The 21,206-nt window shown below is 74.2% G+C and carries 21 protein-coding genes and 1 tRNA gene; 18 read left to right on the top strand and 4 right to left on the bottom strand.

What is annotated here, in order from left to right; genetic code table 11:
* The first annotated feature begins 44 nt into the window (after positions 1-44).
* Positions 45-461: a nucleoside-diphosphate kinase gene (gene ndk, locus F1C15_RS04115; protein ID WP_185233120.1), complete on the top strand. Its 417-nt coding sequence runs from the start codon at positions 45-47 to the stop codon at positions 459-461.
* Here the strand turns inward: ndk and F1C15_RS04110 are convergent.
* Both F1C15_RS04110 and F1C15_RS04105 read right to left on the bottom strand, forming a co-directional pair.
* Positions 385-1,587, bottom strand: a complete 1,203-nt coding sequence (locus tag F1C15_RS04110; protein ID WP_185233119.1) for a thioredoxin domain-containing protein — start codon at positions 1,585-1,587, stop codon at positions 385-387. The two genes, ndk and F1C15_RS04110, sit on opposite strands and share 77 nt — an antisense overlap.
* Before the next feature lie 125 nt (positions 1,588-1,712).
* Positions 1,713-2,366, bottom strand: a complete 654-nt coding sequence (locus tag F1C15_RS04105) for a vitamin K epoxide reductase family protein (protein WP_235491242.1) — start codon at positions 2,364-2,366, stop codon at positions 1,713-1,715.
* Between the two features lie 411 nt (positions 2,367-2,777).
* Between F1C15_RS04105 and F1C15_RS04100 the strand changes: the two genes are divergently transcribed.
* The 5 genes from F1C15_RS04100 to F1C15_RS04080 are packed head-to-tail and all read left to right on the top strand — an operon-like array spanning position 2,778 to position 9,978.
* Positions 2,778-5,774, top strand: coding sequence for an Rne/Rng family ribonuclease (locus F1C15_RS04100; RefSeq protein WP_185233118.1), 2,997 nt, complete (start codon positions 2,778-2,780; stop codon positions 5,772-5,774).
* A gap of 18 nt (positions 5,775-5,792) precedes the next feature.
* The gene (locus tag F1C15_RS04095) at positions 5,793-6,698 is read left to right on the top strand and encodes a hypothetical protein (protein ID WP_185233117.1); all 906 of its coding nucleotides are present in this window, start codon (positions 5,793-5,795) and stop codon (positions 6,696-6,698) included.
* On the top strand, positions 6,695-7,774 hold the full coding sequence (locus F1C15_RS04090; RefSeq protein WP_369814269.1) for a permease: 1,080 nt from the start codon (positions 6,695-6,697) through the stop codon (positions 7,772-7,774). Before F1C15_RS04095 ends, F1C15_RS04090 begins: the two co-directional genes overlap by 4 nt.
* Positions 7,775-7,799: 25 nt before the next feature.
* A complete protein-coding gene (locus F1C15_RS04085) occupies positions 7,800-8,576 on the top strand; it encodes a TIGR03943 family protein (RefSeq protein ID WP_056056432.1) in 777 nt (258 codons plus the stop codon).
* On the top strand, positions 8,557-9,978 hold the full coding sequence (locus F1C15_RS04080) for a hypothetical protein (RefSeq protein WP_056056431.1): 1,422 nt from the start codon (positions 8,557-8,559) through the stop codon (positions 9,976-9,978). The genes F1C15_RS04085 and F1C15_RS04080 overlap by 20 nt, the downstream gene beginning before the upstream one ends.
* Positions 9,979-10,048: 70 nt before the next feature.
* Here F1C15_RS04080 and F1C15_RS04075 read toward each other — a convergent pair whose 3' ends face one another.
* Positions 10,049-10,339, bottom strand: coding sequence for a DUF4031 domain-containing protein (locus F1C15_RS04075; protein WP_056056430.1), 291 nt, complete (start codon positions 10,337-10,339; stop codon positions 10,049-10,051).
* Between the two features lie 256 nt (positions 10,340-10,595).
* Between F1C15_RS04075 and obgE the strand changes: the two genes are divergently transcribed.
* The 9 genes from obgE to F1C15_RS16105 all read left to right on the top strand — a co-directional run bounded on the left by obgE (position 10,596) and on the right by F1C15_RS16105 (position 18,712).
* A complete protein-coding gene (obgE, locus tag F1C15_RS04070) occupies positions 10,596-12,131 on the top strand; it encodes a GTPase ObgE (RefSeq protein WP_056056429.1) in 1,536 nt (511 codons plus the stop codon).
* Positions 12,128-12,964 (top strand): glutamate 5-kinase, encoded by an 837-nt coding sequence (gene proB / locus F1C15_RS04065; protein ID WP_185233116.1) that lies wholly within the window; start codon positions 12,128-12,130, stop codon positions 12,962-12,964. The genes obgE and proB overlap by 4 nt, the downstream gene beginning before the upstream one ends.
* Before the next feature lie 28 nt (positions 12,965-12,992).
* Positions 12,993-14,312, top strand: a complete 1,320-nt coding sequence (locus tag F1C15_RS04060) for a glutamate-5-semialdehyde dehydrogenase (RefSeq protein WP_185233115.1) — start codon at positions 12,993-12,995, stop codon at positions 14,310-14,312.
* 34 nt (positions 14,313-14,346) lie between these two features.
* Positions 14,347-14,565, top strand: a complete 219-nt coding sequence (locus F1C15_RS04055; RefSeq protein WP_056056426.1) for a hypothetical protein — start codon at positions 14,347-14,349, stop codon at positions 14,563-14,565.
* 89 nt (positions 14,566-14,654) lie between these two features.
* A complete protein-coding gene (gene nadD, locus F1C15_RS04050) occupies positions 14,655-15,218 on the top strand; it encodes a nicotinate-nucleotide adenylyltransferase (protein ID WP_056058783.1) in 564 nt (187 codons plus the stop codon).
* Positions 15,215-16,570 carry a hypothetical protein gene (locus F1C15_RS04045; RefSeq protein WP_185233114.1) on the top strand — a complete coding sequence of 452 codons (1,356 nt, stop codon included), beginning with the start codon at positions 15,215-15,217 and terminating at the stop codon, positions 16,568-16,570. Before nadD ends, F1C15_RS04045 begins: the two co-directional genes overlap by 4 nt.
* A gap of 117 nt (positions 16,571-16,687) precedes the next feature.
* A complete protein-coding gene (gene rsfS, locus F1C15_RS04040; RefSeq protein ID WP_056056424.1) occupies positions 16,688-17,092 on the top strand; it encodes a ribosome silencing factor in 405 nt (134 codons plus the stop codon).
* A 162-nt stretch (positions 17,093-17,254) separates the two neighbouring features.
* A tRNA-Ala gene (locus F1C15_RS04035) sits at positions 17,255-17,327 on the top strand.
* Between the two features lie 650 nt (positions 17,328-17,977).
* On the top strand, positions 17,978-18,712 hold the full coding sequence (locus tag F1C15_RS16105; RefSeq protein ID WP_197982097.1) for a general stress protein: 735 nt from the start codon (positions 17,978-17,980) through the stop codon (positions 18,710-18,712).
* 131 nt (positions 18,713-18,843) lie between these two features.
* Here the strand turns inward: F1C15_RS16105 and F1C15_RS04025 are convergent, their stop codons facing one another.
* Positions 18,844-19,743 (bottom strand): SDR family oxidoreductase, encoded by a 900-nt coding sequence (locus F1C15_RS04025; RefSeq protein ID WP_185233112.1) that lies wholly within the window; start codon positions 19,741-19,743, stop codon positions 18,844-18,846.
* 170 nt (positions 19,744-19,913) lie between these two features.
* Between F1C15_RS04025 and F1C15_RS04020 the strand changes: the two genes are divergently transcribed.
* The 3 genes from F1C15_RS04020 (at position 19,914) to F1C15_RS04010 (ending at position 21,187) form a co-directional block, all read left to right on the top strand.
* The gene (locus tag F1C15_RS04020) at positions 19,914-20,318 is read left to right on the top strand and encodes a DUF6578 domain-containing protein (protein WP_185233110.1); all 405 of its coding nucleotides are present in this window, start codon (positions 19,914-19,916) and stop codon (positions 20,316-20,318) included.
* Between the two features lie 63 nt (positions 20,319-20,381).
* A complete protein-coding gene (locus F1C15_RS04015) occupies positions 20,382-20,663 on the top strand; it encodes a hypothetical protein (protein ID WP_185233108.1) in 282 nt (93 codons plus the stop codon).
* Positions 20,660-21,187: a MarR family winged helix-turn-helix transcriptional regulator gene (locus tag F1C15_RS04010; RefSeq protein WP_185233106.1), complete on the top strand. Its 528-nt coding sequence runs from the start codon at positions 20,660-20,662 to the stop codon at positions 21,185-21,187. The genes F1C15_RS04015 and F1C15_RS04010 overlap by 4 nt, the downstream gene beginning before the upstream one ends.
* The last annotated feature ends 19 nt before the right edge of the window (positions 21,188-21,206 follow it).

Here is a 21,206-nt window from a genome sequence, read left to right as displayed (position 1 = left end):
GACCACACCGACCCTCCCGCCACCACACCAGAAGGAGCACCACAGTGACCGACCTCCAAGAGACCCTCGTCCTCGTCAAGCCCGACGGCGTCGCCCGCGGCCTCACCGGCGAGATCCTGCGCCGCATCGAGGCCAAGGGCTACGAGCTCGTCGACCTGCGCATGCTGCAGGCCGACCGCGACCTCCTGTCGAAGCACTACGAGGAGCACGTGGGCAAGCCGTTCTACGAGCCGCTCGTCGAGTTCATGGAGAGCGGCCCCACCGTCGCCCTCCGCATCGCCGGCAACGGCGTCGTCGCGGGCTTCCGCTCGCTGGCCGGCACCACCGACCCGACGACCGCCGCCCCCGGCACCATCCGCGGCGACCTCGGCCGCGACTGGGGCCTCAAGGTGCAGCAGAACCTCGTCCACGGCAGCGACAGCCCCGAGTCCGCCGCGCGCGAGCTCTCGCTCTGGTTCTGAACCGTTCGGTCAGCCGCCGCCCCTGCGGCTGACGGCTGGGGCGTGCAGCTCGGGGTCGAGTTCTGGCCCCGGGGGGCGCTCCAGGCGCCGGCTTCGCAGCCGCCTTCGCCGACATCGGGGTCAGCCGCCGCCCCTGCGGCTGACTGGCCGGGGCGCACCCCGGGGTCGTGACTTGCCCCGGGGTGCGCTCTGCGCCGGCGGCCCTAGGGGGCGGGGGGGCGGACGACTCGGGGGCGGTGCCGGTGCTCGTGTCGGAGGTGGGGGCTCCGCCCGCGACCTCCGCGACGAACTGGGCGAAGACCGTCGGGTCGGTCAGCGAGCCCTGGTACTGCTGGCCGTTGACCAGCACCGTCGGGGTGCCCGTGACCTTCTCGAGGTCGCTGTTCGGCAGCGGGTCGTTCAGCGCCCGCTCGGTGGCCGAGGCCACCCAGTCGTCGAACTCGCCCCCCGTGACGCACCCGGGGATCTGTTCGTCGTCGGCGCCCGCTCCCTGGACCAGGCTGACCAGCTCGTCGTTCGTCAGCCCGCTGGTGTTCTCCTCCGGCTGCTGCGCGAAGAGGGCCGTGTTGACGTCGAGGGCCGCGTCGGGCTGGTAGTTCGCCACGCAGGCCAGGGCGTTCGCCGAGCGGGTCGAGTACTTGGTGCCGAGCGAGGCGTTGTCGAGGAACCCCAGGGGGTGGATCTCGAGGTCGACCGACCCCTGGCTCACCCAGGTCTGCAGCTGCTCCGCGTTGGCCGTGTCGAACTGGCCGCAGTACGGGCACATGTAGTCGAGGTAGACGACGATGCTCGGCTTCTCGGCCGTGCCGGGAGCCGAGGCCGTCGGCTCGCCGTCGGCCGGCACCGCGTCGGTCGTCGTCGCCGAGACCGTGGTGCCGTCGCCCGAGAGCACGATGCCGTCGCTCGCCATGTTCAGCGGCCCGGGGCCGCCCGGGGCCATCGACCGCGTCACGACGAGCACGACGACGGCGGCGACGGCCAGCACGCCGAGCACGAGGCCGCCCTGCAGCGCCCACTTCTTGCGACGACGGCGCTTCGCGGCGGCCTCGCGGGCGACGCGGGCCTTCTCGCGGGCGGCCTCGCGGCGCTCTCGCTTGGTGTCTCCGGGCACGGCTGGTGGGGTCATCGGTCCTCGCTGGGTCGGGGGGCGCCGACGGGCGCTCTCGGCCAGCGTCGCGCCGCCGGCCAAGAACAACCTGGGACCGCGAGGCTGCGGGGAGGCGCGGTGCGGGCGGGGGAGGCGCGGTGCCGTCAGCCGAGGAGCGTCGGCAGCAGCAGCGGGAACTGCACCACGATGACCGTCGCGACGACGATGTAGTTGAGCACGGGCAGCACCCACGAGTACGGCAGGAAGGCCGCCGCGGCCCGCTGCAGCCGGCCGGGCCGCACGAGGACCCCGCGCGCCGTGCCCCAGGTCAGGAAGACCCAGAAGAGCGGGATGGTGACCGACCACACGAGCATGCACCAGGGGCAGAGGGCGCCGATGACGAAGACCGTCTGGGTGAAGAGCCACGTGATGAAGACCCAGGCCAGCGACACGCCCGAGGCGAACGCGACCCAGAACCACCGGGCGAAGCGGGCGCCGGCGAGCAGGCCGAGCCCCACGGCGACCGGCGCCGCGAAGCCGACCAGGCCGATGATCGGGTTCGGGAACCCGAAGAGCGACGCCTGCCAGCTGTTGATGACGGGCGAGCAGCCGACGAACGGGTTCACGTCGCAGCCGAGCGACTCGGTCGGGTTCTCGAGCAGGCGGAACTTGTCGACGGTGAGGGCGAACGACCCCAGCAGCCCCACGAGCCCGACCACGATCAGCAGCACGGCGGCGACCACCGGGGTGCGGCCCCGGGGCAGGCCCGCGGAGGGGCCGACGGGCGTCGTGCTCGGGGCGGTGTCGGTGAGCGTCACCCCCCGATCATCGCACCCGTCGGATCGTGGTCGGCTGCGATGCGTGCGATAATCGACCCAGTCGAGGGGTGAGAGCCCCGAGATCATGACTTTCCGGGCCGTGCTGGCCCGCGTGGCACCGGCCCCGAGGGGCGTCGCGCGGGTGCAGGTGAAGCCGGGCACGGGGCGCAGGCGCTCCAGGTCGGATGGCCAGTTCCGACAGCAACGAAGAACCGCACGTCGACGAACGACACGGGGTGGCGACGACCGCAGAGACGGTCCGGCTCACCTCGTGACCGAACGCCGCGTGACCGACATGGCGTGCCGTGAGAGGGCACGGTGGTCCGGGGGCAGGTGCACGGCACCGCTCGGCCACGACACGAGACCACCTGCCGACGGCACGTCCTCGGCAGGGCGAGGAGCACACCAGCAGTGCTGGACAACAACGACGACACGACCGACGGTCGACCGAAGAAGAAGCGGGGCCTGTTCGGGGCCCTGCTCGCCCGCCAGGCGGCACCGCCCGCGGCGCGCACCAGCGGCGCACAGCGCCCCTCTTCTCCGACCGATCCCATCGACGACGCCCAGGAGGCACAGACCGTGACCCACGACACCGACTCCGCGGGCCAGGCCCCGAGCACCCCCGCCGACGACAGCGCCGCCCCGGCCCAGGCCACGCCCGACGCTGGTCGGGCCGCCGCGTCCGACGTCGCCCCCGCGGTCGACGTCGAGGCCGTCGAGGCCGACATCGCCGACGGCGAGCCCGCCGCCGAGGCGCCCGCGACCGGCTCGGAGCCGGCCGCCGACCCGTCCGCGTCGCCCATCCCGGCGCACCTGACGACGACGAGCCTGATCTTCCACGCCCCGGTCATCACGCCGCTCCCGGCCCGCCCCGGCCGTCGCCGTGACGACCGCGACGACCACCGCGACCAGCGCGACGACCTCGACGAGCGCGACGACGAGGGCTACGACGACGGCGGCTGGGACGACGAGCCCCAGCGCCCCGCCTCGCGCCGCCGCTCGCGCGGCCGCTCGCAGGACCGCGAGGAGCGCGACTCCGAGGCCCGCCAGGGCGACCGCGGCCCGCGCGAGCGCCCGCAGCGCCAGGTCGAGCTGATCACCGAGCCGCAGCGCATCAAGGGCTCGACCCGTCTCGAGGCCAAGAAGCAGCGCCGCCGCGACGGCCGTGACGCCGGCCGCCGCCGCACCGTCATCACGGAGGCCGAGTTCCTCGCGCGCCGCGAGAGCGTCGACCGCAAGATGGTCGTCCGCTCGTCGGGCGACCGCATCGAGATCGGCGTCATGGAGGACGGCACGCTCGCCGAGCACTACGTCGCCAAGGCACAGAACGTCTCGTTGATCGGCAACGTCTACCTCGGCCGCGTGCAGAACGTGCTGCCGAGCATGGAGGCCGCCTTCGTCGACATCGGGCGCGGCCGCAACGCCGTGCTCTACTCCGGCGAGGTCGACTGGGACAGCCTGTCGAACGGCAACCAGCCCCGTCGCATCGAGCTGGCCCTCAAGCCCGGCGACCGCGTCCTCGTGCAGGTCACGAAAGACCCCGTGGGCCACAAGGGCGCCCGCCTGACGAGCCAGATCTCGCTGCCCGGCCGCTACCTCGTCTACGTGCCCAACGGCTCGATGAACGGCATCAGCCGCAAGCTGCCCGACACCGAGCGCGCCCGCCTGAAGAAGATCCTGAAGGAGGCGCTGCCCGAGAACGCCGGGGTCATCGTCCGCACCGCGGCCGAGGGCGCGACGGAGGAGCAGCTGACCCTCGACATCAAGCGCCTGACGAACCAGTGGGCCGACATCAGCGCCAAGGTCGAGACGGGCGCCGCCCCGGCCCAGCTGCACTCCGAGCCCGACCTGCTGATCAAGATCGTGCGCGACGTCTTCAACGAGGACTTCCACGAGATGGTCGTCGACGGCGAGGACGCCTACGAGACCCTGCAGTCGTACCTCTCGGCCGTCGCTCCCGACCTCATCGACCGCATCGTGCGCTACGAGGGCGAGCGCGACGCGTTCGACGAGTACCGCCTCAACGAGCAGATCGAGAAGGCCCTCGACCGCAAGGTCTGGCTGCCCTCGGGCGGCTCGCTCGTCATCGACCGCACCGAGGCCATGACGGTCGTCGACGTCAACACGGGCAAGTTCGTCGGCTCCGGCGGCAACCTCGAGGAGACCGTCACGAAGAACAACCTCGAGGCCGCGGAGGAGATCGTCCGCCAGCTGCGCCTCCGTGACATCGGCGGCATCATCGTCGTCGACTTCATCGACATGGTGCTCGAGTCGAACCGCGACCTCGTGCTGCGCCGTCTCGTCGAGTGCCTCAGCCGCGACCGCACCAAGCACCAGGTCGCCGAGGTCACCTCGCTCGGCCTCGTGCAGATGACCCGCAAGAAGCTGGGCCTGGGGCTCGCCGAGTCGTTCGCCGAGGCCGGCAGCGCCGCCCGCGTGCAGGAGCAGCAGCCGCGTCGCGGCCAGAACGGCCAGAACGGCCAGGGCGGCCAGAACGGCCAGGGCCAGGAGCAGCGTCGCCGCGGCGGCGCGGCCGCCAAGTCCGGAGGCGCGGGCCAGTCCGGTGCCGCGGGCGCCGGTCGCGGGGGCCAGCAGCCCGCCTCGGCCGCGCACCCCACCACGGGCACCCACGCGATCACCGAGGACGTCAAGAACGCCCTGTCGCGGATCGCGGCGTCGACGATCGCGCACGCCGAGGACGGCGACCGGAGCACCGACTCCGCCGTCGAGGCCGCCGCCGCCGTCGAGGCGGCCATCGACGCCGCCGCGGCGTCGGTCGGCGGCTCGGCCGAGGCGCCGGGCGAGCAGCAGGGCGACGAGCCCCGCCGGGGCCGTGGCGCCCGCAAGAGCCGTCGCTCGCGCGGCGGCCGTGACGCCGACTCGACCGAGGGCTCGTCGACCGACGACAGCTCGACCGAGACGGGCCGGGGTCGCGCCGAGGCCGACCAGGCCGACGCGCCGGCGGCCGAGGCCGCCGTCGTGACGGTGCCGACGACCGCCCCCGCGGAGCAGGCCGTGGCCGAGCCCGTCCAGGCCCCGACGGCTCCCGCCGCCGAGGCAGCGCCCGCCCGGGCGGAGCGCAGCACGGAGTCCCGCCGGTCGCGCGTCACCGTGACGACCCCCGAGGCCAGCGTGGCGATCCTCGACATCCCGGTCACCACGACCCGTCGCGAGCCCCGCAAGATCAGCCGGGACGACGCCGAGCAGCTGCTCGACTCCGTCCTCGGGGCACTGCCCGAGCCCAAGCAGCCCGGCCAGGGCCGCAGCCGCTCGCGCCGTGCCTCGAGCTCGGGCACGACCTCCGCACCGGTCGCCTCCGCGGCCACGGAGTCGACCGAGGGCCGCTCGACCGAGGGCGACGCGGGTCCGTTCATCCTGGGCGTGGGCGTCAGCTCCGACGAACTGTGACTCGTCTAGGGTGACTGCGTGACCTCGACGCAGCCCGGACAGCCGACCCCAGGGTCGACCGTCCGGGCTGCCGTCGTCTCGCTGCGCGGCACCTCGGGGCGCGACCGCCTGGTCGCCGCCGCCACGGCCGTCGGCGTCGTGCTCCTGGCACGCTTCGCGCTGGGCCTGCTCGCCATGGTCGGGGCCGCCGTCGGGTTCAGCGTCACCGCCTTCCCGAGCGGGTTCGCGGCGACGCCGGTCGGCCAGTTCCTCGGCAGCTTCGTCTTCTACCCGTTCCCGTTCTACGTCGTGGCGTTCGTCGTGCTGCTGGTGGTGCGGCCGCTCGAGACGGCCGCCCCCCTCGCCACCGTGCTGCGCCGGGCCCTCGTGGCCGGCGCCGCGGGCACCCTGGCCCTCGCCGTCGTCGGCGTCGTGCCGGGCGTGCTGCTCTCGCAGAGCGGCGGCACCTGGGCCAACCTCGTCCTCTACGTCACGACCATCCCGCTGGCGGCGGGAGTCGTCGACACGGCCCTGCTCGTGGTGGGCGCCGTCGTGGCCTGGCTCTGGGCGCGTCGCGAGGGCGACGACCCGGCGGGGGCCGACCCCGAGGCCGACGCCCGGCCCCAGGCCGTCGTCGTGCCCGCCGCGCCGACGTCGTCGGACGCCGAGGCCGAGGCGGACGCCGACGCCGACGCGACCGGTGCACCGGCCCGGGTCTCCGGACCGTCGCGCGCGCCCCGCTCCGGCCCCGTCGACCACGCGTCCTTCCGGCCGGTCGCCGTCGCGCCCGTCGACGCCGACGACGCCCCCGCACGGTCCGCCGTCGAGCCCGAGGCGACGCCCGCACCCGACGCCCCCCGACGCTCCCGTCGCGCCGCCGACCCCGCGCGCGACGACTGGTCGCGCTTCGCGCCGCCCGCCGACCGCGGCGAGGGCGAGCGGTGAGCGCGCCCCTGCTGCACCGCGACCCGTCGCACGACCACCACGACCACGGCGTCGTCGCGCCCGGTCGGGGCCCCGGGCGAGGCCCGCGCCGCGCCTCCCGCACGCCCCTGCTCGTCGTCGGCGGCGCGGTGGCGCTCCTGCTGCTCGTCGTGCGCCTGGCGTCGCCCGCCCTCGGCCCCGGCCTGCTGCCCGACGTGGCCCAGGACTTCGTCACCCTGACGATCAGCGTCATCGTCGAGTCGATGCCCTTCGTGCTCCTCGGCATCGTGCTGTCGATCATCGTGCAGGTGTGGCTGCCGCAGGCCTTCTTCACGTCGTGGCTGCCGCGCCAGCCGCTGCTGCGCCGCGCGGTCATCTCCTTCCTCGGCATGTTCCTGCCGGTCTGCGAGTGCGGCAACGTGCCGCTGGCCCGCGGCCTGGTGCTCAAGGGCTTCACGGTCTCCGAGTCGATGACGTTCCTCCTCGCCGCGCCGATCCTCAACCCGATCACGATCATCACGACGCACCAGGCGTTCGGCTGGAGCGACGGGATCCTGGTCGCGCGCCTCCTCGGCGGGTTCCTGATCGCGAACCTGATCGGCTGGCTCTACAGCCGCCACCCCGACCCCGAGAGCCTGCTGACGAAGTCGTTCGCCGCGGAGTGCGCGCTGCCGACCGACCACGCCCACGGCGGCGGGCGCGTCCGCGAGAGCGTCGAGCTGTTCCGCCGCGAGATGTCGACCATGATGCCCGCGCTGTTCATCGGCGCCGCGATCGCCGGCGGCATCCAGACGGCCGTGCCGCGCTCGGTGCTCGTGACGCTCGGCAGCAACCCGGTCTGGTCGGTGCTCGCGATGATGGTGCTCGCGTTCGTCATCTCGCTCTGCTCGAACGTCGACGCGTTCTTCGTGCTGCCGTTCGCGACGACCTTCATGCCCGGCGGCATCGCCGCCTTCCTCGTCTTCGGGCCGATCATCGACGTCAAGATGCTCGCCCTGCTGCGCACGACGTACCGGCCGAAGGTGCTCGCGCAGCTGACCCTCGTGGTGGCGCTGACCAGCGCCGCGATCGGACTGGTGGTGAACTTCTTTGCTTAGCACGCTCGCAGATCGGTGGCAGGGGGTGCTGCTCACGCTCGTCGTGGGCGTCTCGACCCTCTGGCTCGCCGCGACCGGTCAGCTCATCCTCTACATCCACCCGCGCTACGTCGTGTTCACGGTGATCATGATCGCGATCGGCATGGTGCTCTCGCTCGGCGTGCTCGCCCTCGTGCCGGCCCGCGACGACCACGACCACGAGCACGAGGCCGCCGGGGAGGCGCCCGCCGGCTCCCGCAGGCCGCGTCGTCGCCGACGGGGCCGGGCCGGCCTCCGCGGGGCCGCCGTCTCGGTCGGCGCCCTCGTCACGGTCGGCATCGCCGTCGCCCTCGTCGTCCTCCCGCCCGCCACGTTGACCAGCGCGACGGCCGGGCAGCGCGACGTCAACTCGTCCACGGCCTCCCTCAACGGCACCACGGTGGCCGACGCCGAGGCGGGCGACGCCGACGCGTACAAGTCGTTCAGCGTGCTCGACTGGGCCGGGCTGCTGCGCCAGACCAGCGACCTCGCGTTCTTCGAGGGCAAGACCGCCGACGTCGTCGGCTTCGTGGTGCCGGCCGGCGACGACCCCGACACCTTCTACGTCTCGCGCTTCGTCGTGACCTGCTGCGCCGTCGACGCCCAGCCCGTCGGCGTGCCCGTGCAGCTCGACGACTGGCAGAGCCAGCTCCAGCCCGACGAGTGGGTCGACGTCTCCGGCGGCTTCCGGGCCAACCAGAGCAGCGCGTCGACCGATCCGGTCGCGCTCGTCCCCGACAGCCTCGAGAAGGTCGGCCAGCCGAGTGACCCGTACCTCTACTGACCGGTGGTCGGCGGAGGGCGGGCGCGACGGCGACCCGCTCGACGAGGCCGACCTGCGCCTCCGTCAGCGTCGCCGCTTCGTCGCGGTCGTCGCCGTGCTCGCCGTCGTCTGCGGGCTCTTCGGCGTGCTCACCCACCTGCAGGGGCCGAAGCTCACCGACGTGCAGGTCGACGCGAGCGCCGTCGTCGAGCGGTCGGGCCAGCAGCTGCGGCTGTTCTCGAACCAGGCCCTGGCGCACGTCGACCCCGACCAGGTCGTCGTCAGCCCGGCGGCGCCCTTCACCGTGCAGACCTCGGGCGACGTGGTCTCGGTGCAGTTCACCGACCGGCTGCGCTACGACACCGACTACCGGGTGAGCGTGTCGGGGGTGTCGAGCATCTACCAGCGGCAGACCTCCGACCTGGAGGCGCGGTTCAGCACCGAGCAGGCCGTCACCTGGCGCATCGTGCACGGTCGTGACGGCGCGGAGGACTCCCTCGAGCAGGCCGACCTGAAGGGCGGGGCCGAGCGGCGCACGGTCTGGAGCGCGCCGCGGATCCAGGCGTACGAGGTCTTCGACAGCGCGGTCGCCGTGCTCACCGACGACGGCGAGCAGTCGACCCTCAGCCTCGTCTCGCTCGACGGGGTCGCCGCCGAGACCCTGCCCCTGCCCGACGGGCCCGGTCTCGTCACGCAGCTCGGCGCCGACCGGGCGACCACCACGCTGGCGTTCTCGTGGCAGCCCGAGGGCTCCGAGCAGGAGACCCTCTACACGCTGCCGCTCCAGGGCCAGCGGGCCGTCGCCCCCGTGACGTCGATCGCGGGGGAGCCCCTCACGGTGCTCGACTGGCAGTTCGTCCCCGGGCTCGACAGCGTGGTGGCCCAGGCGACCGACGAGCAGGTGACCCTCTTCGACCTCAGCGGCGCCGCGCCTCCCCGGCCCCTCGGCACCTTCGTCGCGCTGCAGGGGGTCTCGCTCGACGGGCGGGGCATCGTCGCGGCGACGGCGCTGCAGGCCTTCCGGGTCGACCTGTCGACGGGGGAGCAGACCCCCATCCCGTTCTCGGCGGTGGAGGGGCAGACGCCGTTCCGCGGCGAGCTCGTCGCCGTCGGCGCGACGGAGTACGTGCAGCAGGTGGCGCTGCCGACCGACGGCGGCACGAGCTTCAGCAGCCTCATCGTGCTGGACGACGAGCAGGAGGCGCGGGTCGTCTTCCGCCCGCCGAGCGGCTCCAGCGAGATCGAGGGCTTCTCCGTGTCGCCGAACGGGCAGTTCCTCGCGGTCGAGACCGCCACGGCCACGAGCCCGACCGACTACACCTACACGATCGACCCGACGCCGGCCGAGGTGACGACCACCGTCGTCGACCTCGCCTCGGGCGCGGTCGTGGCGAGCTTCCTCGGCCACGCCGCCTCCTGGTGAGGGGCCGGCGGCCGCCCGGGCGGCGGCCGCCCGGGCGGCGGTCGACCCGGCACCGCCGTGCCCCGTGGTGCTAGGGGCGCGGGCGGGCCGGCAGCCCGCGCTTGACCCGCTGCGAGACGCGCAGGCCGCTGCGCTCGAGGCGGCGGGCGAGCTCGAGGCCCGAGACGGGCACGGCGCCGGCCGCGACGAGGTCGGCGAGGCGTGACTCGGGCACGTCGTAGTGGTCGTGGTCGAAGCCCCGGCGGGGCACGTCGTGGGCCGCCGCGAAGGCGTGCAGCTCGGCGTACGACTCGTCGCTGACCAGGTGCGCCCAGAGGGTGTCGTGGGCGGGCCAGATGGCCTCGTCGATCAGGATGGTCACGCCGCCGATGCTACCCGCGCGTTGACGCCCGCCGAGGGCCCCCTGTATCGTGGAGGGTCGGTGCGCGCAGGCCCACGGTCGTGTCGGCATCCCCGGGCGTGATCTCGTCCGCCCCACGACGTCCTCTCGCACCGCACCAGCGTCGCCCGTCCAGACGGTCCGGCGACGCGACCGAGCGGCGGGCACAGCCCGCTCCCTCGTCCTCGACCCGGGGCACCTTTCCCCGGCACACAGATCCAGAAGAGACTGAACACCCATGGCCACCTTCGTCGACCACGTGACCCTCCACCTCCGAGCAGGCAACGGGGGCAACGGCTGCGTCTCCGTCAAGCGCGAGAAGTTCAAGCCCCTCGCCGGCCCCGACGGCGGCAACGGCGGCAACGGCGGCGACATCGTGCTCGTCGCCGACGCCGGCGTCACCACGCTGCTCGGGTTCCACCGCGCCCCCCACCGCTCGAGCGAGAACGGCGGCCCGGGCATGGGCGACCACCGCAGCGGCACCCAGGGCACCGAGCTCGAGCTCGCCGTGCCGCTCGGCACGGTCGTGAAGTCGACCGACGGCACCGAGCTGATCGACATGACCGAGCACGGCACGCGCTACGTCGTGGCCGAGGCCGGCATCGGCGGCCTGGGCAACGCGGCCCTGTCGTCGACGAAGCGCAAGGCCCCCGGCTTCGCGCTGCTCGGCACCCCGGGCTGGCAGGGCGACGTCCTGCTCGAGCTGAAGGTCGTCGCCGACGTCGCGCTCGTCGGCTACCCGTCGGCCGGGAAGTCGAGCCTCGTCGCCGCGCTCTCCGCGGCCAAGCCGAAGATCGCCGACTACCCCTTCACCACCCTCCACCCGAACCTCGGCGTCGTCGAGTCGGGCGATACCCGCTACACGGTCGCCGACGTGCCCGGCCTGATCGAGGGCGCCAGCGAGGGCAAGGGCCTCGGGCTCGAGTTCCTGCGCCACGTCGAGCGCTGCTCCGCCCTGCTGCACGTGCTCGACTGCGCGACGCTCGAGCCCGGCCGCGACCCGCTGACCGACCTCGACGTCATCCTCCGCGAGCTCGAGGCCTACCCGGTGCCCGAGGGGCAGCTGCCGCTGCTCGAGCGCCCGCAGATGATCGCCCTCAACAAGGTCGACGTGCCCGACGGCCGCGAGCTCGCCGACTTCGTCACGCCCGAGCTCGAGGCCCGCGGCTACCGCGTCTTCGAGATCTCGGCCGTCAGCCACGAGGGCCTCCGCAACCTCTCGTTCGCCCTGGCCGAGGTCGTCGAGGCCAGCCGCGCCGAGATCGCCAGCCGACCCGCGCCTCCCCGCCTCGTCATGCGCCCCCGCGCCGTCAACGAGAAGCCGTTCGTCATCAGGGTCGAGGGCGGCACGTACGGCAACGTGTACCGCATCCTCGGCCAGAAGCCCGAGCGCTGGGTCGTGCAGACCGACTTCAACAACGAGGAGGCCGTGGGCTACCTCGCCGACCGCCTCAACGCGATCGGCATCGAGGACGCCCTGTTCAAGGCGGGCGCGCAGGCCGGCTCGACCGTCCTGATCGGCCCCGAGGGCGGCATCGTCTTCGACTGGGAGCCCACGCTCACCTCGACCGCCGAGCTGATGACCTCGGCCCGCGGCACCGACCCGCGCCTGATCAAGAACGACCGCCCCACCCGCAACCAACGCCGCGAGGACTACTTCGAGCGCATGGACGCGAAGGCGGAGGCGCGGGCCGAGCTCCAGCGCGAGCGCGCGGCCGGCCTCTGGACCGACGACGAGGGCTTCCTCGTCACGGAGGGCGACGAGCGGGAATGAGCACCGAGGGCCCCCTCGTGACCCCGGCGCGCCCCGACGGCGCCCCCGTGGTCGACCGTGCCGGCATCGCCCGGGCCCGCCGCATCGTGGTCAAGGTCGGCTCGTCGTCGATCAGCGGCGAGAACGTCGGCCAGATCGAGCCCCTGGTCGACGCGCTCGCCGACGCCTACGCGCGCGGCGCCGAGGTCGTGCTCGTCTCCTCGGGCGCCATCGCGACCGGGCTGCCGCACCTGCGGCTCGACTCCCGCCCGACCGACCTCGCGACCCAGCAGGCGGCGGCGGCGGTCGGCCAGAACGTCCTGATCTACCGCTACCAGCAGAGCCTCCGCCGGCACGGCATCGTCGCCGGGCAAGTGCTGCTCACGGCGGGCGACATGCGCGACCCGACGCCGCGCAGCAACGCCCAGCGCGCGATGGACCGCCTGCTCGAGCTGCGGATCCTGCCGATCGTCAACGAGAACGACACCGTCGCGACCCACGAGATCCGCTTCGGCGACAACGACAGGCTCGCCGCCCTGGTCGCCGAGCTGATCGGCGCCGACGCCCTCGTGCTGCTCAGCGACGTGGACGCTCTCTACACCCGGCCGCCGCACGAGCCCGGCGCGGTCGCGCTCGTCGACGTCCCGGTCGGCGACGACCTCGCCGGCGTCACGTTCGGCGACGCGGGCGCGGCCGGGGTCGGCACGGGCGGCGCCGGCACCAAGGTGGCCGCGGCCCGCCACGCCGCCGCGGCGGGCACGCCGGTGCTCGTCACGTCGACGGCGAACGTGGCGCTCGCGCTGTCGGGGGCCGCGGTCGGGACCTTCTTCGAGGCCGTGCCCCGCGCCTCCTGACGGCTGCCCGCGGGCTTAAGATCTCGGCATGACGACCCTCGTGCCCACGCCCGTCGACCCTGCCTCCTCGTCGGCCGCCGGCCCCGCGCCCGCGGCCGGCTCGCCGTCGGTGCACGACTCGCTGGTCGCGGCGCGGGCGGCGTCGCGCGTGCTGGCGCAGCTCACCAGCGACCGCAAGGACGCCGCGCTGCACGCGATCGCCGACGCGGTCGTGGCCCAGGCCGACCGCGTGCTCGCCGCCAACGCGCTCGACCTCGAGCAGGCCGAGCGCGACGGGGTCGCCCCGGGCCTGCGCGACCGCCTGCGCCTCGACCTCGCGCGCCTCGAGGGGCTCGAGGCCGCCACCCGGCTCGTCGCCGCCCTCGTCGACCCCGTCGGCGAGAACGTGCGCGGCCGGGTGCTGCCCAACGGGCTGCGCCTCGACCAGGTGCGCGTGCCGTTCGGCGTGGTCGGCGCCATCTACGAGGCGCGGCCCAACGTCACGGTCGACATCGCCGCCCTCGCGCTCAAGAGCGGCAACGCGGCCGTGCTCCGCGGCGGCAGCGCGGCCCGTCGGTCGAACACGGCCCTGGTGGCCGTCATCAGGGAGGCGCTGGTCGCCTCCGGCCTGCCCGCCGACGCCGTCGTGACCATCGACCAGCACGGCCGCGAGGGCGCCGCCGAGCTGATGCGCGCGCGCGGCCTCGTCGACGTGCTCGTGCCGCGGGGGAGCGCCGCCTTCATCGAGACCGTCGTCCGCGAGTCGACCGTGCCGGTGATCGAGACGGGCGCGGGCGTCGTCCACGTCTTCCTCGACGAGAGCGCCGACGAGGCGACCGCCGTCGACGTGGTCGTGAACAGCAAGGTGCAGCGGCCGAGCGTCTGCAACGCCCTCGAGACCCTCCTGGTGCACGAGCGGGCCGCCGACCGCCTGCTGCCGGCGGTGCTGGGTGCCCTCCGCGCCTCCGGCGTGACCGTCCACGGCGACGAGCGCGTGCGCGCCGTCGACGCCGACGTGGTGCCGGCCACCGACGACGACTGGGCGACGGAGTACATGAGCCTCGACCTGGCGGTGCGCGTCGTCGCCGACGTCGACGCGGCGATGGAGCACATCGAGCGCTGGTCGACGCGGCACACCGAGTCGATCGTCACGGCCGACCACGCGACGGCGGAGAGGTTCCTCGCCGAGGTCGACAGCGCCGTCGTCATGGTCAACGCGTCGACCCGGTTCACCGACGGGGGCGAGTTCGGCTTCGGGGCCGAGGTGGGCATCTCGACGCAGAAGCTGCACGCGAGGGGGCCGATGGGGCTGCCCGAGCTGACCAGCACGAAGTGGCTCGTGCGCGGCACCGGCCAGGTGCGCGGCTAGACTGGCCCGGATCACCCCTCGGAACGGAGAACCCATGCTCGACGTCGCCCTCCTCGCCGCTGCCCACGAAGACCTGGCGCCGCTCATCGCGCCGCCCGCTGCCATCTCCGCGGTCTTCGGCGTGTTCTTCCTGTTCCTCGGCTACGTCGTGTGGAGCTACCGCGACGTCGCCAACCGCTCGCCGCGCAAGGCGTCCACGCAGGCGCACCACGAGGCCCCCGTCGACGAGTTCGGCCACCCCGAGCAGCACTGACCGGGCGGGCTGAGAGCGTGGTGGCGGTCGCCCCGGCGGCGACCCTCGAGGGCGTCGACGAGCAGCACCGCCGACCCCGCATCGGGATCATGGGCGGCACGTTCGACCCGATCCACCACGGTCACCTGGTCGCGGCCAGCGAGGTAGCCCAGTCGTTCGCGCTCGACGAGGTCGTCTTCGTGCCGACCGGCCAGCCCTACATGAAGGCGGCGCCCAGCGACAGCGAGCACCGCTACCTCATGACGGTCATCGCGACCGCCTCCAACCCGATGTTCACGGTCAGCCGGGTCGACATCGACCGCGGCGGCCCCACCTACACGATCGACACCCTCCGCGACATCCGCTCGCAGCACCCCGACGCCGAGCTCTTCTTCATCACGGGCGCCGACGCCGTCGCCCAGATCATCGACTGGAAGGACGTCGAGGAGCTCTGGGCCCTCGCGCACTTCGTCGCCGTGACCCGGCCCGGGCACGACCTGAGCGTTGGTGGATTGCCGGAGAGCGACGTAAGCTTGCTCGAAGTCCCCGCCTTGGCGATCTCGTCGACCGATTGCCGCGCCCGGGTCGGTCGCGATCACCCGGTGTGGTACCTGGTCCCCGACGGAGTCGTCCAGTACATCTCCAAGCACCACCTGTACAGGAGCCACTCATGAGTTCGACCGACGGCCAGCCGCCGCTCACCAGGCGACAGGTCCGCGACCTCGAGCGAGCCCGACAGGGGTCCGCCGCCCTCACGGGCGAGCAGCCCGCCGCCGAGGCCCCGACCGGCTCGGCCCCCTCGCCCGTCTCGGCCGCGCCCGTGACCGAGGAGGTCGTGCGGCCCGTTCCGTCGTCGCTGGTGGCTCCGGTGTCGAGCCCGGCCGTCGCCGCGTCCGCACCGTCCCCCGCGTCCGCTCCTGCCCCCTCCTCCCTCTCGGCTCCGTCGTCGGTCTCGGGCCCGCCCGCCTCCGTCGCCGAGCCGGGCCAGCTGACCCGTCGCCAGCTGCGCGCCCTGCGCGACGCCGAGGCAGCCCGTGGCCCCGTGCCGCTGCAGGCCCCCGGCCCCGAGCCGCGTCGCACGCTCTCCGAGGCTCTCGACACGGTCGACCAGATCGTCTCCCCGATCGAGGGGGGCGACGGCTCCGCGGCGGGCACGAGCGCGGCCACGGGCTCACGTCCGGCCTCGTCCGCTCCGGCCTCTGGCGCTGCGGCCTCTGCCGCGCCCGCCTCGGCTCCGCCCGCCGGTGACGACCTCCCGGCGTCGGTGCGACCGCCGGTGTCTTCCGCGCCGTCGGTGCTGCCGACCCGCGACGACGACTCGACGGCCGACGACGGTGCGGCCCCCGGGCCGCGTCGCACCGGCGAGGTGCGCCCGGCCTCGTCGCCCGCGCCCACGTCGACCCCGACGGTCTTCCCGCTCGACCTCAGCGACGAGCGGCCGTCGTCGGCGCCGTCCGAGCCCGTCGCGTCCCTGCGGCCGGCGGGGCTCGACCCCGTCGCCCCGACCCCGGTCGTGGAGGCCGCCCCGGCCTCGGTGCCCGAGCCGACCGGCTTCGTGCCGCCGGTGGGGCACTGGACGACGCAGGTCGACGCCCCCGACGACGAGAGCGCCCCCGGTCGCGCGCTCGGCACGCACACGGGCCAGACGAACGCGCTCATCCTCACCGACCAGCAGGTCGCCGACGTCACCGGGGCGCTGAACGCCACCGGCGAGATCATCATCACCGGCTCCATCGACCTGCCCCGCAGCCTCGGCGCCACGGGGTCGCAGGCCCGCATCGACAACTCCGAGATCGACCGCCTGATGGAGGCCGGCGACGCCGAGTCGGCCGACACCGACGCGGCGCCCGTCCGGGCCAGCAAGGCCATCAGCACGCACACCTCCACCCGCTCGGTCGTGCTGGCCGCAGCCCAGCCGGCGGCCAACCGGCTGCCGCTCGTGCTCGGGATCGTCGGGGGCGGCGTGGGCCTTGGTATCATCGGTGTCATCGTCTACGGCTTCTCGACCGGAGTCCTGGGCGGCTGACCTCCGACCCCCACCGGGTCGGCGTGGTGGCGGGCTCGACCCGACCACCGCCTCCTGAACACACTGGCCGTCCCTGACGGTCGCCTCCACCACATCCGTCCCTACCCAGAGGATCCCTTGACAGCCACCCCTCGCGCCATCGAGCTCCTGCAGATCGCCGCCCGCGCCGCAGACGACAAGCAGGCCGACGACCTCGTCGCGCTCGACGTCACCGAGCCGCTGCCCCTCACCGACGTGTTCCTCCTCGCCTCCGGGCGCAGCGAGCGCAACGTCGTCGCCATCGCCGGCGAGATCGAAGACAAGCTGCTCGAGCACGGCGTCAAGACGCTGCGCCGCGAGGGCCGGGCCGAGGGCCGCTGGGTCCTCCTCGACTTCGGCGACCTCGTCGTCCACGTCTTCCACGACGAAGACCGCCAGTACTACTCGCTCGAGCGGCTGTGGAGCGACTGCCCGACCATCCCGCTCGACGTCGTGACCGAGGCTGCGGCCGCTGAGCCGGCCGAGGCTCCTGCCGAGGCGTAGCCCGTCTCGCCCTCCGGGGTGTTCGACCTGACGGAGACCCGGCTGCGGCCGGGTCTCCGTGCGTCCGGGAGGCCGTCGGGGGGAGGTGTACTCGAGGCCTCGAAATCTGTAGTAAGGTTGACGAGTTGCTTCGGAAGGGGCAACGGAACGACAACAGAACATGGGTCTGTGGCGCAGCTGGTAGCGCACCTGCATGGCATGCAGGGGGTCAGGGGTTCGAGTCCCCTCAGATCCACCCGTACGAAGAGGCTCTCCCGCTGGGAGGGCCTCTTCTCGTTTCTGGGGGTGCGTGTGCCCCGCCGCGGGGGGCCGGGCGCGCCTCCCTCGAGGTGTCGCGTCCTGGGGCCCGGGCGTCGATGAGAGCCCAGGACGGGTCGCTTCGTCGTGGTGTGGCCGTCGCGGCCGGGCGGCGCGCTCATCGAGGTGACGCGTTCTGGGTGCTGGGCGAGGGTGTGGGCCCAGGACGGGTCACCTCGTCGTGGTGGGGCCGTGGATGGCCCGGCGCTGCGCGCCGTCCTCTCTCCACCCCAGGAGCCTCACGTGGCCTCGGCGCGCGACGCGGGGCAGCGCGGGTTCGTCGGCCCCGCATAGGTTGCGCGCGGGCGCTGCGCTCATCGAGGTGTCGCGTTCTGGGGGATGGCCCGTGGTGAGGGCCCAGGGCGGGTCACCTCGTCGTGGTGTGGCCGTCGCGGCTCCCGCGGCGCTCATCGAGGTGACGCGTTGTGGGGCCCGGGCGAGGGTGTGGGCCCAGGACGGGTCGCCTCGTCGTGGCGCTGCCACGCGCGGCGCGGCGCGAGCGCGCGTGCCCGTGCGCGGGCCGGGGGGCTGCTGGGGGAGGGCTGTGCATCGGCTCCATGCGGGGACGTGACGGGGTAGACATCAGGCATGACCGACCAGCAGCCCGTCCCGAGCCCGACCCCCGACGACGACGCGACCCGCGCCTCCGGCGGTCCCGCCCCCGAGTCGCGACCGCGCCCCGCCTACGGCGAGTACGCCCCGACCCCGGCGGGCGGCGCCGCCCCCGACGCGGGGCAGGGCCAGGCTCCCCAGGGCGCCCCCGCTCCCGCACCCGCCCCGGGCGTCGTGCCCCCGCAGCCGGGCTACCAGGCCCCGGCCGGCAGCTCGCCCCAGGCGACGCCGGGCCTCCCCGGCATCGGCGCCTTCGCCGGCGGCGGGCACCCGCAGACCCTCGCCACGTTCACGAAGTACGAAGACGCGCAGGCCGCCGTCGACCTGCTCAGCGACGAGGGCTTCCCCGTCGAGAGCGTCTCGATCGTCGGCCACGACATCCGCACCGTCGAGAACGTCGCAGGCCGCCTCACCACCGGCAAGGCCGCCGTGCGCGGCGCCGGTGGTGGCGCGTGGTTCGGCCTCCTGCTCGGCCTGCTCTTCGGCCTCTTCGCGAGCAACGTGGCCTTGATCGGCGTCCTGCTCGTGGCCGTCGGCGCCGGTGCCCTCTGGGGCGCCCTGTGGGGCGCCATCGGCCACGCGGCGACGCGCGGCCGCCGCGACTTCTCCTCCGTGAAGACGATGGAGGCGGGGCGCTACGAGGTGCTCGTGCGCGGCGAGCTCGCCGCCCGTGCGCACCAGGTGCTCGCGACCGGCCGCAAGGTCGCGTAGCCAGACCGGCTCCGACAGCGACACCGACACCGGCACCGGCACCAGCACTGGCACCGGCTTCGGCCCCGCACCGCACACGACGGCGCCCGACCCCGCGAGGGGCCGGGCGCCGTCGTCTCCGTCCGCAGCCCCTACGGCGTGACCATCCCGCCGTTGACGTTCAGCGTCTCGCCCGCGACGAAGCTCGACTCGGCGCTGGTGAGGAACACGTACGCCGGAGCCTGCTCGGCCGGCTGCGCGGCCCGCCCCATCGGCGACTCGCTCGAGCCGAACTCGGGCAGCGTCTCGGGGTCGACGCCGCGCGTGACCTGCAGGGCCGTCCAGGTGGGCCCGGGCGCCACGACGTTGACGCGGATGCCGCGCGTGATGAGCTGCTGCGCGAGCCCCTTCGAGAAGTTGTTGATCGCGCCCTTCGTGGTGGCGTAGTCGAGGCGGTCGGGCGCGGGCACGTACGCCTCGAGCGACGCCGTGTTGACGATGGTCGAGCCGGGCGCGAGGTGCGGCAGCGCGGCCTTGACGATGAAGAACGGCGCGAAGACGTTCGTGCGGAAGGTCTCCTCGAACTGCTCGTCGCTGATCTCCTCGATCGTCGGCTGCCAGACCTGCTTGCCGGCGACGTTGACGATCGCGTCGAGCCCGCCCATGCCCTCGACGGCGCGCGCCACGAGCTCCCGGCAGAAGGAGGCGCTGGTCAGGTCGCCGGGGACGGCCACGGCCTTCCGGCCCGCCGCCTCCACCTGCTCCACGACGTGGCGGGCGTCCTCCTCCTCCTCGGGCAGGTACGACAGGGTCACGTCGGCGCCCTCCCGCGCGAAGGCGATCGCGACCGCGGCGCCGATGCCGGAGTCGGCTCCGGTGATGAGGGCCCTCCGCCCCGTGAGGCGGCCGGTGCCGCGGTAGGTCGCCTCGCCGAGGTCGGGCACCGGGGTCATCGCCGACTGCAGGCCGGGCTCCGGCTGCTGCTGCACCTCGGGGCTGATCACGGGGTAGCGGTGGCGGGGGTCGTCGAACGTGTACTGGTCGCTGGTCATGCCTCCGTCGTACGCCCCGCACCTGCCGGGACGCCGTGCCGTACCCCTCCGCACCACGTGCTCCGGGGGCTGTCAAGGGGGCACCGCGCGCCGCCGTGGGCGACCACGGTGGAGGCGACGAGGCGGGTCGACCAGGTGAGGCCTGCGGAGCGACGGCGAGGAGGCGCGGGGTGGCGACGAGCGTGACGGTGTGGGTCGACGCGTGGCAGCTGGTGCAGGGGCACGACGTCTTCCGGGTCGCCGACGTGGTGAGCTGGCCCGTCACGGTGCCCGCCCCCGGCGCCGACCGGCTGGCCGGGCTGCACGCCCCTGCCGACCCCGACCCCGACCTGCTCGTCGAGCACTACGGCGCCGTGCACCGGGTCAGCACGGTCACGGGCACCGTCGCGGCGATCGGACGGGCGTCGGCACCCGTCGCCGTCGTGCTGCAGCGCCCCGGGGGACGGGCGACGGCACCCGCGGCGTGGAACGTCACCTCGGTGCTGGGCACCGCCGACTGGGACGACCGGGGGCGTGGCGCGTGGTTCTGCGGCTACCTCGTGACGCTGGTCGACGTCGAGCTCGACGGCCCCTGACGGCCGCCCACTGCCCAGCCCGGGGATTCCGTTGGTGCCCCAACGATCGGTACACTCGACGTCATGGCCCGAGCACCCCGAGACCGAGCACCCCGCGACCCGCACGCGCACGGCAGTCGCTTCGGCGACCTCGTCGAGTCGATGAACGCCCGGCTGCGCCCCTACATCGGCGGCGCGCAGCTCGGCCTCAAGAACGAGGCGCCCCCGGTGGCGCCACCGCACGGCGGAGCCTGCCCGCTCTGCGGCGCGCCCATGGACGAGCACGTCGTCGACCGCTCCGGCCCCCGCACGATGGTGCACTGCCCCGGCACCCCCCGAGCCGCCCGGGCCGGCGCGGGCTCGTGAGCGCACCCGGCACCACCGCCGTCGACCCGCTCGCCCTCGAGAGCCAGATCTGCTTCGCCCTCTCGGTCGCGTCCCGCAGCGTCGTCGCCGCCTACCGCCCCGTGCTCGAGCCCCTCGGTCTCACGCACCCGCAGTACCTCGTCATGCTCGCCCTCTGGGAGCACCGGGGGAGGCGCGGTGAGGGCCCCCCAGGCCAGGCCGGCGCGGACGACCGCCCGCTGTCGATCCGCGACCTCGCGCGCCTCCTCCGGCTCGACCCCGGCACCCTCTCTCCGCTCGTGAAGCGGCTGGAGGCGCAGGGCCTGCTCACGAGGCGCCGTCACGTCGACGACGAGCGCACGCTGGCCATCGAGCTGACCGGGCCGGGGCAGGCGCTCCGGGGCGAGGCCGAGGCGATCCCGGGCCGCATGATGCGTCGCCTGGGCGTGACGCGCGACGAGCTGGTCGTGCTGCACCGCACGATGACGAGGCTGATCGCCGCGGCCGAGGGCGACCCGCTCGACGACGGGGCCTCCGCGGGCTGAGCCGGCCCGCGCCTCCCGC

The sequence above is a fragment of the Frigoribacterium sp. NBH87 genome (assembly GCF_014217665.1).
Lineage (GTDB): Bacteria > Actinomycetota > Actinomycetes > Actinomycetales > Microbacteriaceae > Frigoribacterium > Frigoribacterium endophyticum.
This window is presented reverse-complemented; position numbering and strand designations above follow the sequence as displayed.